This is a genomic window from Streptomyces sp. NPDC057694 (assembly GCF_042799415.1).
GTDB lineage: Bacteria > Actinomycetota > Actinomycetes > Streptomycetales > Streptomycetaceae > Streptomyces.
Genome location: NZ_JBHVIX010000007.1, coordinates 275,095 through 289,276 on the forward strand (window position 1 = coordinate 275,095; position 14,182 = coordinate 289,276).

At 71.9% G+C, this 14,182-nt stretch carries 12 protein-coding genes; 6 read left to right on the forward strand and 6 right to left on the reverse strand.

What is annotated here, in order from left to right; translation table 11 throughout:
• Window positions 1-30: 30 nt before the first annotated feature.
• Window positions 31-1,203 (reverse strand): hypothetical protein, encoded by a 1,173-nt coding sequence (locus ACFVDP_RS19020; protein ID WP_383490820.1) that lies wholly within the window; start codon window positions 1,201-1,203, stop codon window positions 31-33.
• Window positions 1,118-2,068 (reverse strand): phosphatase PAP2 family protein, encoded by a 951-nt coding sequence (locus ACFVDP_RS19025; protein WP_383490822.1) that lies wholly within the window; start codon window positions 2,066-2,068, stop codon window positions 1,118-1,120. The genes ACFVDP_RS19020 and ACFVDP_RS19025 overlap by 86 nt, the downstream gene beginning before the upstream one ends.
• A gap of 269 nt (window positions 2,069-2,337) precedes the next feature.
• Between ACFVDP_RS19025 and ACFVDP_RS19030 the strand changes: the two genes are divergently transcribed.
• Window positions 2,338-2,931, forward strand: a complete 594-nt coding sequence (locus ACFVDP_RS19030; protein WP_383490824.1) for a histidine phosphatase family protein — start codon at window positions 2,338-2,340, stop codon at window positions 2,929-2,931.
• A gap of 241 nt (window positions 2,932-3,172) precedes the next feature.
• Here the strand turns inward: ACFVDP_RS19030 and ACFVDP_RS19035 are convergent, their stop codons facing one another.
• On the reverse strand, window positions 3,173-4,543 hold the full coding sequence (locus tag ACFVDP_RS19035; protein ID WP_383490826.1) for a tetratricopeptide repeat protein: 1,371 nt from the start codon (window positions 4,541-4,543) through the stop codon (window positions 3,173-3,175).
• A gap of 268 nt (window positions 4,544-4,811) precedes the next feature.
• Between ACFVDP_RS19035 and ACFVDP_RS19040 the strand changes: the two genes are divergently transcribed.
• Together ACFVDP_RS19040 and ACFVDP_RS19045 are read left to right on the forward strand one after the other, a co-directional pair.
• Window positions 4,812-5,240 carry a hypothetical protein gene (locus tag ACFVDP_RS19040; protein ID WP_383490828.1) on the forward strand — a complete coding sequence of 143 codons (429 nt, stop codon included), beginning with the start codon at window positions 4,812-4,814 and terminating at the stop codon, window positions 5,238-5,240.
• A gap of 33 nt (window positions 5,241-5,273) precedes the next feature.
• Window positions 5,274-6,164 (forward strand): spermidine synthase, encoded by an 891-nt coding sequence (locus ACFVDP_RS19045; RefSeq protein WP_383490830.1) that lies wholly within the window; start codon window positions 5,274-5,276, stop codon window positions 6,162-6,164.
• Window positions 6,165-6,255: 91 nt separating this feature from the next.
• Here ACFVDP_RS19045 and ACFVDP_RS19050 read toward each other — a convergent pair whose 3' ends face one another.
• Window positions 6,256-6,876 (reverse strand): hypothetical protein, encoded by a 621-nt coding sequence (locus ACFVDP_RS19050; RefSeq protein WP_383490832.1) that lies wholly within the window; start codon window positions 6,874-6,876, stop codon window positions 6,256-6,258.
• A 99-nt stretch (window positions 6,877-6,975) separates the two neighbouring features.
• Between ACFVDP_RS19050 and ACFVDP_RS19055 the strand changes: the two genes are divergently transcribed.
• The 3 genes from ACFVDP_RS19055 to ACFVDP_RS19065 all read left to right on the forward strand — a co-directional run bounded on the left by ACFVDP_RS19055 (window position 6,976) and on the right by ACFVDP_RS19065 (window position 10,672).
• The gene (locus ACFVDP_RS19055) at window positions 6,976-7,680 is read left to right on the forward strand and encodes a response regulator transcription factor (protein ID WP_383490834.1); all 705 of its coding nucleotides are present in this window, start codon (window positions 6,976-6,978) and stop codon (window positions 7,678-7,680) included.
• The gene (locus ACFVDP_RS19060; protein WP_383490836.1) at window positions 7,677-9,077 is read left to right on the forward strand and encodes a sensor histidine kinase; all 1,401 of its coding nucleotides are present in this window, start codon (window positions 7,677-7,679) and stop codon (window positions 9,075-9,077) included. The genes ACFVDP_RS19055 and ACFVDP_RS19060 overlap by 4 nt, the downstream gene beginning before the upstream one ends.
• A 110-nt stretch (window positions 9,078-9,187) precedes the next feature.
• Window positions 9,188-10,672, forward strand: coding sequence for a cellulose binding domain-containing protein (locus tag ACFVDP_RS19065; RefSeq protein WP_383490838.1), 1,485 nt, complete (start codon window positions 9,188-9,190; stop codon window positions 10,670-10,672).
• A gap of 102 nt (window positions 10,673-10,774) precedes the next feature.
• On the opposite strand, the gene ACFVDP_RS19070 is transcribed toward ACFVDP_RS19065, so the two are convergent.
• Together ACFVDP_RS19070 and aspT are read right to left on the reverse strand one after the other, a co-directional pair.
• Entirely contained in the window at window positions 10,775-12,424 is a 1,650-nt protein-coding gene (locus ACFVDP_RS19070; RefSeq protein WP_383490840.1) for a bifunctional aspartate transaminase/aspartate 4-decarboxylase, read from the reverse strand.
• 50 nt (window positions 12,425-12,474) lie between these two features.
• Window positions 12,475-14,178 carry an aspartate-alanine antiporter gene (gene aspT / locus ACFVDP_RS19075; protein ID WP_383490842.1) on the reverse strand — a complete coding sequence of 568 codons (1,704 nt, stop codon included), beginning with the start codon at window positions 14,176-14,178 and terminating at the stop codon, window positions 12,475-12,477.
• Window positions 14,179-14,182: the final 4 nt, after the last annotated feature.

Below are 14,182 nucleotides of genomic sequence, written 5' to 3' on the forward strand. Positions count from 1 at the left end.
ACTCCTCGCGGCGGACGGTCGTGTACGGGATCAGCACCGGGCGCCTCCGAGGGCCTCCGCGCGCAGCGCCGCCGCGCGCCGCAGCGCCGCCACCGTCGGGTCCTCGGGGTCGCCCGCCTCGCCGTGCGCGGCGGCGAGCACCGCGTCCACCGTCGTCAGGCCGCCCAGCTCGGCGCGGAGCGGACGGCCCAGGCTCGTCACCGCGCCCGCCGCGCGGGAGCGGTCCCGGCAGTGGAACGCCAGCTCGCACGCGGCCAGGCACTCCGGCGCGTACGCCGCGGGCACCGACTCGACGGCCGCCGTCAGCTCTCCCGGCGGCTGCTCGGGGTCGAAGACGGTGCCGGGCGGCAGGGCCGCCGCGATGTCCTCGATCCGGGTCAGCCGTGTCAGCTGGCGCCGGGTCACCGAGCACTGCTTGCGCACGTCGACCGCGGACGCGGCCGGCAGGTTCGTGAAGTCCTTGGGGCAGACGAGCACGATCCGGTCCCGGACCCGCGCCCCCGGCGTGCGCTCCGCGACCTGCTCCAGCGCCAGTACGTACACCGCGGCCTGGCGGGCCGCCGCGCCGACCTTCGCCGCGTCGGCCGCGCCGTCGATCATCGGGAAGGACTTGATCTCGACCACCGTCCAGCTGCCGTCGGGGTGCACGACCACCGCGTCCGGCTCCAGGAACGCCGGGCTGCCCGCCACGTCCAGCATCACCATCGGATGGTCCAGGAACGTCCACGTACCGGACTCGGCGGCCGACTCGACCGCCTCGCGCAGCGCCAGCGCCGTGCGCGCGGTGCGCCCCTCGGGGCCGATCGCCGACAGGTCGGGAGTCCGTACGAGCTCGGGGGCCGGCTCGGCGGTACCGGCCGCGCCCACGCGTGCGTGCACCAGCCGCAGCAGCTCGCCGCCGCCGTCGGCCTTGACTCTCGCCTCGAACGCGTTCCCCCGCGTCAGGGCGAACTGGGACTGGCCGAAGGTGGCCGGCGCGCCCAGCACGTCCGCGATCCGGCCCTTGTCGACGCCCGCGCCGTCCAGGAGCGCGCGGCGACTGCACCCCGGGTTCGCCGCGAGGGCGGCCAGGGCGCGGGCGTCCAGCGGGCGGGGCGGGGTGTCGGGGCCGCGCAGCTCAGCGAGCCGGTGCCGTAGCCCCGTCGCCTGTGTCGCGGGGCTGCGAACGGGCTGCGGCCTTGCGCTGTCGGGGAATTCGCTCACCCGGGGAAGTCTGGCATTCCTCACTGACAATTGAGGAACGTGTGGCGGAAGGGGCGGCCACCGGGGCGCCGCGCCCGCCCGCGAGCAGACCGGCGGCCCACTCCTTGACCAGCGCCGCGACCCGCCGGACGGGCCGGGTGAGCAGGAAGCCGACACCCATCACCGCGGCTCCGGCGAGCGCGTCGAAGAAGTAGTGGTTGGCGGTGCCCATCACGACGATCGTGGTGATCAGCGGGTAGGCGACGCCCGCGGCCTTGGCCCAGCGGCTGTCGCTGTGGCGCCACAGCATGATGCCGCACCACAGCGCCCACCCGACGTGCAGGCTGGGCATGGCCGCGTACTGGTTCGTCATCCCGCCCATGCCCTTGGGCGCGCTGGCCGCGCCGCCCCACCAGCCGTAGGAGCTGTACTGGGCCATCGTGTCGACGAACCCGTACGACGCGTTCAGCAGCCGGGGCGGGCAGGTCGGAAGCAGGGTGAAGCCGACGAGGCCGATCATCGTCGAGGTCATCAGCCAGGTGCGGGCCGTGCGGTAGATCTGCGTACGGCGGCGGAAGAGCCAGATCAGCACGGCCGGAGTGACCACGTAGTGCAGCGAGCCGTACCAGAAGTCGGCGGGGACGCCGATCCAGGTCTCGCGCGTGAAGAGACGGTTCAGCGGGTGTTCGAGATTGAGGCGGACCGCTTTTTCGGCCCGGAGGATCGACACGCCGTGGTCCACGGCGGTCTGCACATCACCCCGGGCCAGCAGCCGGCCCGCGGTGTACGCGCCGTACACGAGCAGGATCAGGGGAAGCTCGGTCCACCATCGAAGCCGTACGCCCGGTATCGCCTCCGTGCGCGGTGCGTGGTGCGTCTGCGACATGCGGGCCGCTCCCCCTCTTCCTCGTCCGGCGGCCTCTGGCCACACGTGCCCACCCTAAGGCGTATGTGGGGGTCTGCGTGGGCGACCCCTGATCCTCGTAGACGCTGGGATCAGGCGGCGGGTTGCCCGACGGGCCGTCCCTGTTGCGGTTGCGCGATGATGGAAGTGGCGACACTCCCGTCGCTTCCTGTTCATCCTGTTCTCTCCCGGCCTTCCCCGGCGCGCTCTTCACATTCCTCGCGCCCTTCCTGACGAAAGGTTCATTCCGTATGGCACCGCGCATCCTGTTGGCCCGGCACGGACAGACGGAGTGGTCCCTGTCCGGACGGCACACCGGCAGGACGGATATTCCGCTCCTGGAAGAGGGCCGCCGCGGGGCGAAGCTGCTCGGTGAGCGGCTGCACCGGGCTCCGTACGACGGGCTCGACGGGGTCGAGGTGCGGACGTCGCCGCTGGTGCGGGCGAGCGAGACGTGTGAGCTCGCCGGGTTCGGGGAGCGGGCCTCTGCGTGGGACGCGCTGATGGAGTGGGACTACGGCGCGTACGAGGGGCTCACGCCGGCGCAGATCCAGGAGATGCGGCCCGGGTGGTTCATCTGGCGGGACGGGGTTCCCGACGGGGAGAGCATCGCCGAGGTGACGGCGCGGGCCGACGAGGTCGTCGCGTGGGCCCGGGACGCCGACCGTGACGTCCTGGTCTTCGCCCACGGCCACATCCTGCGCTCCATCGGCGCCCGCTGGCTCGGCCTCCCCCTCGACTTCGCGTCCCGCATCCGCCTGAACCCGACCTCGCTGTCGGCACTGGGCTGGGCCTACGGCGACCCGGCGATCGAATCGTGGAACGAGACGGGCCACTTGTCCTGAGCCCGCGCCCTTGAGGGTTGTCGGTCGTGCGCGGGCCGGTGGGGGCTGGTCGCGCAGTTCCCCGCGCCCCTGGAGATGCGCACTTCGTGCGCCATCTCCAGGGGCGCGCGCAGCGCAGCCTCAGGGGCGCGGGGAACTGCGCGAGAAGCCCCACCGGGCCGCAGACGAACGACAAACCAAGGGGCGCGGGGAACTGCGCGACCAGCCACGACGCGAGCCGCGCCCGACGGACCACCCCACCTCAGCGGCGCGACTCCGCGTGGGCGGACAAGAACGCCGAAACTCCCGACGCCCGGCGATGCGGCAGCAGCACACGCGCCGTCGTGGCCAGCATGGCCTCGATGCGGGACGAGCGGACGTCCCGGAGCAGGGCCAGGGCCCGCCCCCCGGCGGCAGCCGCCTCGTCCGGCTGGCCCGCGCGGGCCAGGTCGTCGGCCAGCTCGGCGGTGTACAGCGCCATGTTCCGGGTGAAGTGCGGATCCTGGAGCGCGACGGCGCGGCGCGCGTGCAGGGCCGCCCGGTCCCAGGAGCCGAGCGCCGACCAGCACTGCGCCTCCAGGCCCTCCAGCTCGGCCGCGCCGTAGAAGGACATCCACTCAGGGTCGGCGTCCGCGCCACCCCGCGCGAACAGTGCCTGCGCCCGCGCAAGCGACCGCTCGCAGGACCGCTGGTCGCCGAGACCGGCCCACCCCCCGGCCTCCCGCAGCGCCAGCAGCGACAGCAGCCGCGGCGAGCCGAGACGCGCCCCCACCCGCGCCGCGGCCTGCGCCGCCCGGACCGCCTCGCGCGGGCGCCCCGCGTCCCGGGCGAGGAACGCCGTGTTGCAGAACGCGTGCGCCTCCAGCGCCTCGTCCCCCGCCATCCGCGCCGTCGCGAGCGCCTCCGCGTAGTGCGAGCGGGCGTCGTCGAAGCGGCCCGAGTCGTGTGCCAGCCAGCCCACGGAGATGGCCAGTTCACCGGCGCCGGTCTGCAACCGGTCGGTGTCGTCGCGCGTGGCCGTGCCCGCGTCGAGCAGCTCGAAGGCGGTGCGCAGCGGGGCCGCGGCCCGCCGGTACAGACCGTCGCCGCCGTGCCGGTCGTCGAGCAGCCGGATCCGCCGGATCGCCTCCTCGACGGCGCCGACCCCCGCGCGCGCGGGATGCCGCTCCAGGGGTGTCTGCTGCGGGGCCGCGCCGAAGGGCGCCAGGGCGGCGACGGCCACGGTGGCCGTCGAGCCGGTCATGCCGGTCATGAACGCGCGACGTCGCACGTCGCTCTCCTCGTGGTGCGGGGGATCGTGCAGGGGGCTGTGCTGGGCCGGGACGACGGGGCGCGCCCCCCGGCCCCGTACCGCGGAGCGGGGTGCGAACCCCAGGTCCGCGAGGGTCCGGCCGGGAAACATGTGCAGGAACACCCGCTCGTACGCGTAGTTGGGGCAGCGGATCTCGCCGGCCTCCACGCGTCCGATGTAGCGCGCGTCGCAGCTGACCCGCTCGCCGATCTCCCGGGCCGCCCGCCGCACCGCGGCCGCGAACTCGCCCGGTGAGCGCTGACCGCGCAGCTCCCGGAAGCTGAGATTCGGCCGTGGGGGCGGCGGCGCCGAGGTTTCCGAGAGTTTCGGATTCGACGTCATGAGCAGGTCCTCCCGTGCGAACCGTGCCGGACACCAAGGGAGCGAGGTGCCGAGGTGACGGGCGGCGTGCTGGCCCTTGTTCCGGCGAGGCTCGAAGGTACCGGCTGCGACGGGTCCGACACGCAGAGTTTGGCTACAAACCGGATATCTCACCCACGATCCGCCATGAACTGCCATCCTTTGCGGCGGCGTGCCGCCGTAGCTGTTGACGGGCCCGACGCGTTGAACCACGCGGCGAAACCCCATCTGGACACGAGGAGGGGCCGACGTGTTGGACGCGGCACAGCCCACGACATCGACGGCGCAGCACTGTCCGACCGAGGAGCACAGCGCTCAGCCACCGGGCGCCTGCGACCTGGTCACCGTCCCGTCCCGGCAGGGACTGGAGGCGGTCGACATCCTGCGCCGCGGATGCGCGGAACCGGTCGGCCCGGTGCTGCACGACGGTGGTGGCGACACCCTCGGTTTCCTCGTCCCGCCCGGCACCGCCGACGGCTGGGACGTACCGGGCAGCGCCTGCACCCACACCGAGGGGCGCGGCGCCCGGCTCGCCCCGCCGGTCGAGGGCACCGGCTGGCTGCTGCCACCGGACTCCGACGGCACCGGGGCCGCCGACCTGGTCACCGACCCGGCCGTGCTGCGCGCCGCCCTCGACGAGGCCGCCCGGCTGATCGAGGCCGCCGACAACTGCCGCTGAGCCGAAGCCGCGCCGCCCGCGGATAATGGCCGGATGGCGAGGTCACGCGGGAAGCAGCAGGCGCGCAGGGGTGAGAGCGGTGGCCGGGGTGTCCGGGAGCCCGTCGTGGAGGGCGTCGACGGAGGGCTCGCCGAGCTGATACCCGACCGGGACCGGCCGGCCGGCTGGACCCTGTACCTGGACGGCGCCCCGCAGTCGCACGTCGACCTCGACGATCCCGGACACCTGTCCTTCGAGTACCAGCGCCGCATCGGCCACGTGCTCGATCTCGCCGCGGACCCGGGCCGCCCCGTCCAGGCCGTGCACCTCGGCGGCGGTGCCTTCACGCTCGCCCGCTACGTCGCCGCGACCCGGCCGCGCTCCACCCAGCAGATCGTCGAGCGCGACGGCCCCCTCGTCCAACTGGTGCGCACCGCGCTGCCGTTGGATCCCGGTGCCCGCATCCGGGTGCGTACCGCCGACGCCCGTGAGGCGCTGGCCAAGCTGCCCGACGCCTGGGCCGACGTGCTCGTGGCGGACGTCTTCAGCGGGGCCCGCACCCCGGCCCACCTCACCAGCACGGAGTTCCTGACCGAGGTACGGCGCGTGCTGAAGCCCACGGGAACGTACGTGGCGAACCTCGCCGACGGCCCGCCCCTCGCGCATCTGCGCGGCCAGATCGCGACCGCCGCCGCCGTCTTCCCCGAGCTGGCCCTGATCGCCGACCCGACGGTGCTGCGCGGCAAGCGGTTCGGCAACGCGGTGCTGGCCGCCTCGGCGCTGCCGCTGCCGGTCGCCGACCTGACCCGCAGAGCCGCCGGTGACCCGCATCCCGGACGGGTCGAGCACGGGCGCGGGCTGCTCGACTTCACCGGGGGAGCGGTCCCGGTGACGGACGCCTCGGCGAAGGCGTCCCCGGCGCCGCCGCCCTCCGTCTTCCGGTAGCGCGACAGCGTCTGCCGGGCGCTGTTCGTCCCGCGGGTGCGGCTCTCGCCGTGGCTGGTCGCGCAGTTCCCCGCGCCCCTGAAGGGCGCGTTCAGTACTGTGCGATCTCCACCGACGGCTCGTGGTCGTGCCACGTGCAGAACACCGACACCTTGTCCGTCCCCGAGGTGAACTCCACCCGGATCCACGTCGTCTGCTTCCACACCTGCACCGACCAGCCGGCGCCCGGCGTCGCGGAGACGAGCGTCGCCGAGGTGTCGCCGAGGTCGAAGACGGCCCGCCCGCCGGCCGTCGCGTAGCTCTTCACGGTGCCGGAGGAGGAGGTGCCGGGCGAGGACCCGGGCGAGGACGCCGGCGGTGCGCCGGTCGACGTACGGCTCGGCGACGCGGGCTTCGACGAGGCCGGGCGGGAGGGTTTCGCGGACGTCGTGGAGGACGACGCCGACGGTGACGGCTCCGGCCGGTGCGTGGACGAGGCGAGCGGCGAGGGCCCGTCCTGGCCGACCACCGGCAGCGCCTTCGGCGGGTCGTAGGCCGTGCCCGCCATCACCGTGTGCACGCCCCACCAGGACAGGGTCACCGCGGCGCCGGTCGCGAGCAGCCACGCCACCGCGTGCACCAGGCCGCGCCGTACCGGGTTCCCGGCCGCCTGCGCCGAGTGTGCGTCCGGCGGAGCGGGCAGGGCAGTGGGTGGGGGCGGCGTCGATGGCATCGCGGGCCATACTGCACCACACCTGCCACCGCTGTCCCCCGAGGTCCACAGCCACCCGGAAGAGGCTCGTAAACGTCCGGATGGCGTACGGTGCCGCCCATGGCAAGTGTGCTCGTGGTCGAGGACGACCAGTTCGTGCGCTCCGCTCTCATCCGGCACCTGACCGACGCCGCACACACCGTGCGCAGCGTCGGCACGGCCCTGGAAGCGCTGCGCGAGGTCGCCCATCTCCGGTTCGACGTGGTGATTCTCGACCTCGGTCTGCCCGATCTGGACGGGGCCGAGGCGCTGAAGATGCTGCGCGGGATCACCGACGTACCCGTGATCATCGCCACGGCCCGGGACGACGAGGCGGAGATCGTCCGGCTGCTCAACGACGGCGCCGACGACTACCTCACCAAGCCGTTCTCGCCCGAGCACCTGTCCGCGCGGATGGCCGCCGTGCTGCGCCGCTCGCGGGGCACCACGGCCGCAGAACCGCCGTCCCGCGTCCTCCAGGTCGGCGGGCTCTCCATCGACCCGCTGCGCCGCCAGGCCGAGCTGGACGGAGCCCGCCTCGACCTGACCCGGCGCGAGTTCGACCTCCTGGCGTTCCTCGCCGGGCGGCCCGGTGTCGTCGTCCCGCGCAAGGAACTCCTCGCCGAGGTGTGGCAGCAGAGCTACGGGGACGATCAGACCATCGACGTACATCTGTCGTGGCTGCGCCGGAAGTTGGGCGAAACGGCCGCGCGGCCCCGCTATCTGCACACCCTGCGCGGTGTCGGCGTGAAGCTGGAGCCGCCCCGGCCGGAGCCCGCCCCATGAGGTGGGCGCTGGTCAAGGTCTGTCTGGCCGTCACCACCATGGTCGTCGTCGCGTTCGCGATCCCGCTCGGGCTCGTCATCAAGGAGATGGCGCGCGACCGGGCCTTCTCGAACGCGGAGCGGACCGCCGCCGCCCTCGGCCCCACCCTCTCCATCACCACCGACCGCGACCAGCTCGCCCGCGCCCTCGCCACCGCGCAGACCGGCGGCGAGGACCGGATGTCCATCTACGTCCCGGCGGGCGACGGCGACCCCGCCATCCGGCTCGGTGAACAGCGGCTCGCCGAGGACCGGCTGACCGGGGTGCAGCGGGCGACCGTGCACGACGTGCCCGGCGGCTCGGTGTGGCTCCAGCCGATCGCGGTGAGCGCCGTGAAGACCGCGGTCGTCGAGGTGTACGTCCCCGAGGCCGAGGTCACCAACGGCGTCACGACCGCCTGGGTGGTCCTCGCGGGCGTCGGGATCGCCCTGATCATCGGGTCCGTGGCCGTCGCCGACCGGCTCGGGGTGCGCATGGTGCAGCCCGCCCAGCGGCTCGTCGGCGCCGCCCACGACCTGGGCGAGGGCAAGCTCGGCGCGCGGGTGCCCGAGGACGGGCCGACCGAACTGCGGCTCGCCGCCGTCGCGTTCAACTCCATGGCCGACCAGGTCGTGCAGCTCCTCGCCAACGAACGCGAGCTGGCCGCCGACCTCTCGCACCGGCTGCGCACCCCGCTCACCGTGCTCCGGCTGAACGCCGCGTCGCTCGGCGCCGGGCCCGCCGCCGACCAGACCCGGGCCGCCGTCGAGCAGCTGGAGCGCGAGGTCGACACCATCATCCGCACCGCGCGCGACGCCAAGCCGCAGACCGCCGCGGCCGGACCGGGCGCCGGCTGCGACGCCGCCGAGGTGATCCGGGAGCGGATGGACTTCTGGTCCGCGCTCGCCGAGGACGAGGGGCGCAAGGTCCGGGTCGCCGGCGTCGACCGGCCGGTCCGCATCCCGGTGGCCCGCGGCGAGCTGGCCGCCGCCCTCGACGCCCTGCTCGGCAACGTCTTCCGGCACACCCCCGAGGGCACCGCCTTCGCCGTCGACGTGCACAGCGGCGAGGACGCCGTGATCGTGCTGGTCTCCGACGCCGGTCCCGGCATCGTCGACCCGCAGGCGGCGATGGCCCGCGGCTCGGCCGACGGCCGGGTCGGCTCCACCGGCCTCGGCCTCGACATCGTGCGCCGCCTCGCCGAGTCGACCGGCGGCGACGTGACGATCGGCGCGTCCGTGCTCGGCGGCACCGAGGTCCGCATCTGGGTCCAGCTGGACCGCAGGGCTCCCGCCGAGGGTCGCCGGGGACGCGGGCATCGGGGCCGGGAACGTAAAGGACTGGTCTCGACCTTTAATCGGTCCCGATCCCTTCCTTAAGCCAACCCTAAGATCCGCAACTGCCTTCCTTCTTGCCCGAATTGACGGGTTCCTGATCGCTAGCGTGCTGCTCACCCCCAACACCCCCGTTCAGGTAAGGCAGGCACGTGATGAGCAGTACGCACCGGCGCAGGATCAGCGGCAGGAACAAGGCGATCGGCGGGGTGGTCGCGGCGGCCGTGGTGGGCGGCGGTGCGTTCTTCTTCACCTCCACCGCGTCGGCGGCCTCGGTCGGCGCCGCGTACACCAAGACCAGCAGCTGGTCGGGCGGGTACACCGGCCAGTACGTCATCACCAACGACACGGACGCGGCCCGGTCCGACTGGACCCTGGAGTTCGACCTGCCGAAGGGCGCGAAGCTCAGCTCGCTGTGGAACGCCGAGTCGAAGACCGACGGGCAGCACGTCACCGTCACCCCCTCCTCCTGGGACAAGCAGGGCATCGCGGCGGGCAAGTCCGTGACCGTCGGTTTCGTGGTCGCCGGTGACGACGACCCGACCGGCTGCAAGATCGACGACACCGCGTGTTCCGTCGACGACGGCGCGACCCCGGAGCCGAGCGGCCGCCCGACCGAGTCCGCGACCCCGTCCCCGACCGCCTCGGCGTCGGCCTCGCAGAGCGCCGAGCCGACCAAGACGGCCACCTCCTCGGCGAGCCCCTCGCAGTCGGCCACGTCCGGCACGGGCTCCGGGTCCGCCGCGAGCGGCGCCGCCTTCGCCCCGTACGTCGACACGTCGCTGTACCCGAAGTTCGACCTGGTCGCCTCCTCCAAGGCCACCGGCGTCAAGGAGTACAACCTCGCCTTCATCACCTCCGGCGGCGACTGCGCCCCGAAGTGGGGCGGTGTCACCGACCTCGGCAGCGACGAAGTCGCGGCGCAGATAGGCGACTTGCGCTCGGCGGGCGGTGACGTCCGGGTCTCCTTCGGCGGTGCCTCCGGCACCGAGCTGGCGCAGGCCTGCTCCTCGGCGTCCGACCTGGCGGCGGCCTACCAGAAGGTCATCGACCAGTTCAAGCTCACCAAGGTCGACTTCGACGTCGAGGGCGGCGCGCTGCCGGACACGGCCGCGAACACCAAGCGCGCCCAGGCGATCGCGACGCTCCAGAAGGACAACGCGGACCTGAACGTCTCCTTCACCCTCCCGGTCATGCCCGAGGGCCTGACGTCCGACGGCGTGAACTTCCTGAAGAACGCCAAGGAAAACGGTGTGAGGACGGACCTCGTCAACGTCATGGCGATGGACTACGGGGCGTCCTACAGCGGCGACATGGGCGACTACGCCGAGCAGGCCGCGACCGCGACGCAGGCGCAGATCAAGACGGCGCTCGGGCTGTCCGACGCGGCCGCCTGGAAGGCCGTCGGCATCACGCCGATGATCGGGGTCAACGACGTCTCGTCCGAGATCTTCAAGGTCGACGACGCGACCCAGCTCGTCTCCTTCGCCAAGGACAAGGGCCTCGGCGGTCTGTCGATGTGGTCGGCCACCCGCGACAAGCAGTGCGAGGGCGGCGCCTCGAACTCGGCGCAGCCGACCTGCTCCTCCGTCGAGCAGAGCGCGAACGCCTTCCAGAAGGCGTTCGCCGCCTTCAACTAGAGGCCCGACAGCGGCACGTGAACCATCTCCCCACGGGGGCAGCAGCCCCGGCCGGATCGCATCCCCCCACCCGGCCGGGGCCGCTGTCATGCGGTCACGAGATCACGAGGTCACTGACCGCCACTCCGCCGCGTACCCGTCGAAGATCGCCCGCAGATGGTGGCCGATCTTCAGGTAGTCCAGGTCGTCGAGGTTGGCGAGCGAGACGCGCACCGACCACTCCGGGCCCTCGAACCCGCCGCCGTTCAGGAGCACCACGCCCGTCTGCTGGGCGAGGCGGAACAGTGGGTCGACGGGCTCGAACTCCGTCTTCAGGTAGGCCGCGAACTCCTCGCCGTGCTCCAGTTCGGCCTGCGCCATCAGGTCCAGCTCGATGTAGTACCCGGCGCGGTGCGGATCGTCGGCGACCTTCATCCGGGCGCCCTCCAGGAGGAGTTCGAGGCGCTGCTGGACGATCCCGCGGATCTTCTCCTTGTACGCCTGGCCCTCCTCCAGCATGTCGAAGAGCGAGAAGAGACTCAGCATGACCTGCTGGGGGAGGGAGAGGCCCGCCGTGTGGTTGAGCGCCACCTGACGGGAGTCGGCGACGAGCCGGTCGATGAACCTGATCTTCTCGGGTTCCAGGGTGAGCGTCCCGTACCGCTTGTTCAGCCGCTCCTTCTCCGCCGCCGGGAGCCCCGCGATCATCTCGTCGATCACGTTGTCGTCGTGCAGCCCGATGACGCCGAGCCGCCAGCCGGTGCAGCCGTAGTGCTTCGAGTACGAGTACACGAGCAGCGTGTTGCGCGGCAGGTCCGCGGCGATGGAGCGGAAGCCCTCCACGAACGTGCCGTACACGTCGTCGGTGACGATCAGCAGGTTCGGGTTCTTCGTCGCGACGATGTCCTTGATCTGGTTCGCGACGCGCTGCGACAGGGCGAGGGACGGCGGGTTGGAGGGGTTCACCAGGCAGACCATCTTGATCTCCGGGTCCTCCAGCTTGGCGACCTCCTCCTCCGGGTAGCGCCACTCGCGCACGCCCGCCTCGGCGAACATGCTGGCCTCGACGTACGTGACGTCGAACTCGTACGTGTCCAGCTCGGGGATCTCGATGTACGGCGTGAACACCGGGACCATCAGTGCGATCTTGTCGCCCTTGCGCAGGACCCCGTTCTTCATGAGCGAGTCGAAGATGTAGCACATGGCGGCGGTGCCGCCCTCGGTCGCGAAGTATGAGATGTCACCGGCCGGCGGCTTCTTCGCGAACATCTCGTCGGCGATGTAGCCGCGCACGATCTCCTGCGTGTGGTGCAGGATCCGGTCCGGCACCGGGTAGTTGTCGCCGATCGAGCTGTCGGTCAGCTCGTGCACGAAGGCGTCCTTGTCGAAGCCGAAGCGCTGGATGCCCATCTGCACGCACTGGGCGAGCATCTCGATGCCGGGCAGATCCGGGTGGCGGCGCACGAACGTGTCGAAGCGCTCGTAGGAGCCCTTCTCCTCCGGCATGCCGCCGAGGTTGTCGGCCGTCCACACCCGGCGCGACTCCTCCAGGGAGAAGTAGCCGAGCGCGTAGAAGGCCTCGCGGGGGCCGGTCGCCGCCCAGTTCGGGTTGCCGCGGCCCGCGTTGAGCATCTGGACGCTCGACTTGCCCTTCTGCCCGGGCTGGTCGGCCTGCGCCTCCTTGGCCAGGTCGATGAAGACGTTCTTCAGCTCGAAGGGGGAGAGCTGGGCGTAACTCTTGATCTGCTCGCGGGTCAGGTTCGTCTTCGGCATGAGGTCTCTGCTTCCTTACGCGCTTCAGTGACGGTGCTCGGTGACGGAGCTCAGTGGTGGAGGAGGACGATCACGGCGCCCCAGATGGTCAGCAGCACGTTCCCGACGGCGTAGGGGATCGTGTAGCCGAGCGTCGGCACCTGCGATCTGGACTGCTCGTTGATCGCGCCGATCGCGGCCGTGGTGGTCTGGCCGCCCGCCAGGACGCCCATCAGGATCGGGAAGCGGATCTTCTGGATGTAGTGGCCGACCAGGAAGCCGACGATCAGCGGGATCACGGTCGCCACCGCGCCGAAGATCAGCAGACCCCAGCCCGCCGTCGACAGGCCGGACGTGAAGCTCGGGCCCGCGTTGATGCCGACGACCGCGACGAACAGGCACAGGCCGAGCGTGTCCATGAACCACTGGGCGCCGGGCGGCACATTGCCGAACGTCGGGTACTTGCCGCGGATCCAGCCGAAGACCAGGCCCATGATGAGCGCGCCGCCCGAGGTGGACAGCGAGATCGGGACGCCGCCCGCGGTCAGCGCCGGGATGCCGATGCAGCCGCCGAGGAAGATGCCGAGGCCGACCCAGATCATGTCGGTCGCGAAGGAGGTCGGCACGGGCTTTCCGAGGGCCTTGCCCGCCGGGTCCACCAGCCGCTTGGGACCGGTCAGGATGAGCGTGTCGCCGCGCTCGATCTTCGTGGAGAGGCGGTAGGGGAAGTCGGCGCCGGAGCGGTAGATCTTGTCGATGTAGACGCCGACCATGAACGGCTCCTTGCGCAACTCGGCCACGGTCTTGCCGAGTTGGGCCTTCTCCGAGGCGACGACGTGCAGCGTCTCGGTCTGGTAGCCGAGCAGTTCGACGTCGTCGGTCTCGCCGCCGATGTGGGTCCGGGCGTCGTACTCGACGAGCGAGCCGCGCAGCGCGCTCAGCGCCACGATGTCGCCCTCGCGCAGCACCGTCTGCTGGTCGTGGTCGAGGATCTGTCCGTCGCGGCGCACCCGTGTGAGGTAGATGCGGTGGCCGAGCTGCTGTTGCTGCTGCTCGAAGTCGTCGATGGTGCGGCCGACGATGTCGGGGCGCTGGATCGTGTAGGCCCGCAGCACGACCTCGTAGTAGCCCTCGTTGAGGTCGGGGTTGTCGTCCGGCGCGTCCAGCTCCTTGGCCAGCGCCGCCGACTCGGCCGCCAGGTCCTTGCGGTACAGCTTCGGCAGGACGTTGGCGAGCAGCATCGCGCACAGGATCGTGCCGAGGGGGTACGTCACCGCGTAGCCGATGGCGACGAGGTTGCTCTCGTCCTTGATCTGGGCCGAGGACAGGCCCGGCAGGTTGCCGATGGCGTCCTGCGCGACACCGATCACGGCGGACTGGGTGAGGGCCCCGCCGAGCAGTCCTGCGCTGAGCCCGGGACCGTAGCCGAGCAGGGCGGCGAAGCCCCAGCAGACCAGCAGGCCGGTGACGCAGACGACGATCGCGTTGACGACCTGCGGGAGGCCGTCCTTCTTCAGGCCGCGGAAGAACTGCGGGCCGACCTTGTAGCCGAGGGCGAACAGGAACATCGTGAAGAACAGGTTCTTCACGGTCCCGTCGATCGTCACCTTGAACTGCGCGCCGAGCAGCAGCCCCGCCACCAGACAGCCGGTGACGGCGCCGAGCGCGATCGCCTTGTAGCGGATCTTCCCGAAGAGGAAGCCGATCGCGACGGTGATGAAGACCAGCAGTTCGGGGTGGGGCTGGAAGATGTTCCGGTTGAGGAAGTCGATCACTGCT

What these genes read in the sequence shown, in the direction of transcription:
- ACFVDP_RS19055 (WP_383490834.1), top strand. Translation starts at nt 6,976, where the DNA reads ATGGCAAGTGTGCTCGTGGTCGAGGACGACCAGTTCGTGCGCTCCGCT.
- ACFVDP_RS19070 (WP_383490840.1), bottom strand. Translation starts at nt 12,424, where the DNA reads ATGCCGAAGACGAACCTGACCCGCGAGCAGATCAAGAGTTACGCCCAG.
- ACFVDP_RS19060 (WP_383490836.1), top strand. Translation starts at nt 7,677, where the DNA reads ATGAGGTGGGCGCTGGTCAAGGTCTGTCTGGCCGTCACCACCATGGTC.
- ACFVDP_RS19035 (WP_383490826.1), bottom strand. Translation starts at nt 4,543, where the DNA reads ATGACGTCGAATCCGAAACTCTCGGAAACCTCGGCGCCGCCGCCCCCA.
- ACFVDP_RS19065 (WP_383490838.1), top strand. Translation starts at nt 9,188, where the DNA reads ATGAGCAGTACGCACCGGCGCAGGATCAGCGGCAGGAACAAGGCGATC.
- ACFVDP_RS19030 (WP_383490824.1), top strand. Translation starts at nt 2,338, where the DNA reads ATGGCACCGCGCATCCTGTTGGCCCGGCACGGACAGACGGAGTGGTCC.
- ACFVDP_RS19050 (WP_383490832.1), bottom strand. Translation starts at nt 6,876, where the DNA reads ATGCCATCGACGCCGCCCCCACCCACTGCCCTGCCCGCTCCGCCGGAC.
- ACFVDP_RS19045 (WP_383490830.1), top strand. Translation starts at nt 5,274, where the DNA reads ATGGCGAGGTCACGCGGGAAGCAGCAGGCGCGCAGGGGTGAGAGCGGT.
- ACFVDP_RS19025 (WP_383490822.1), bottom strand. Translation starts at nt 2,068, where the DNA reads ATGTCGCAGACGCACCACGCACCGCGCACGGAGGCGATACCGGGCGTA.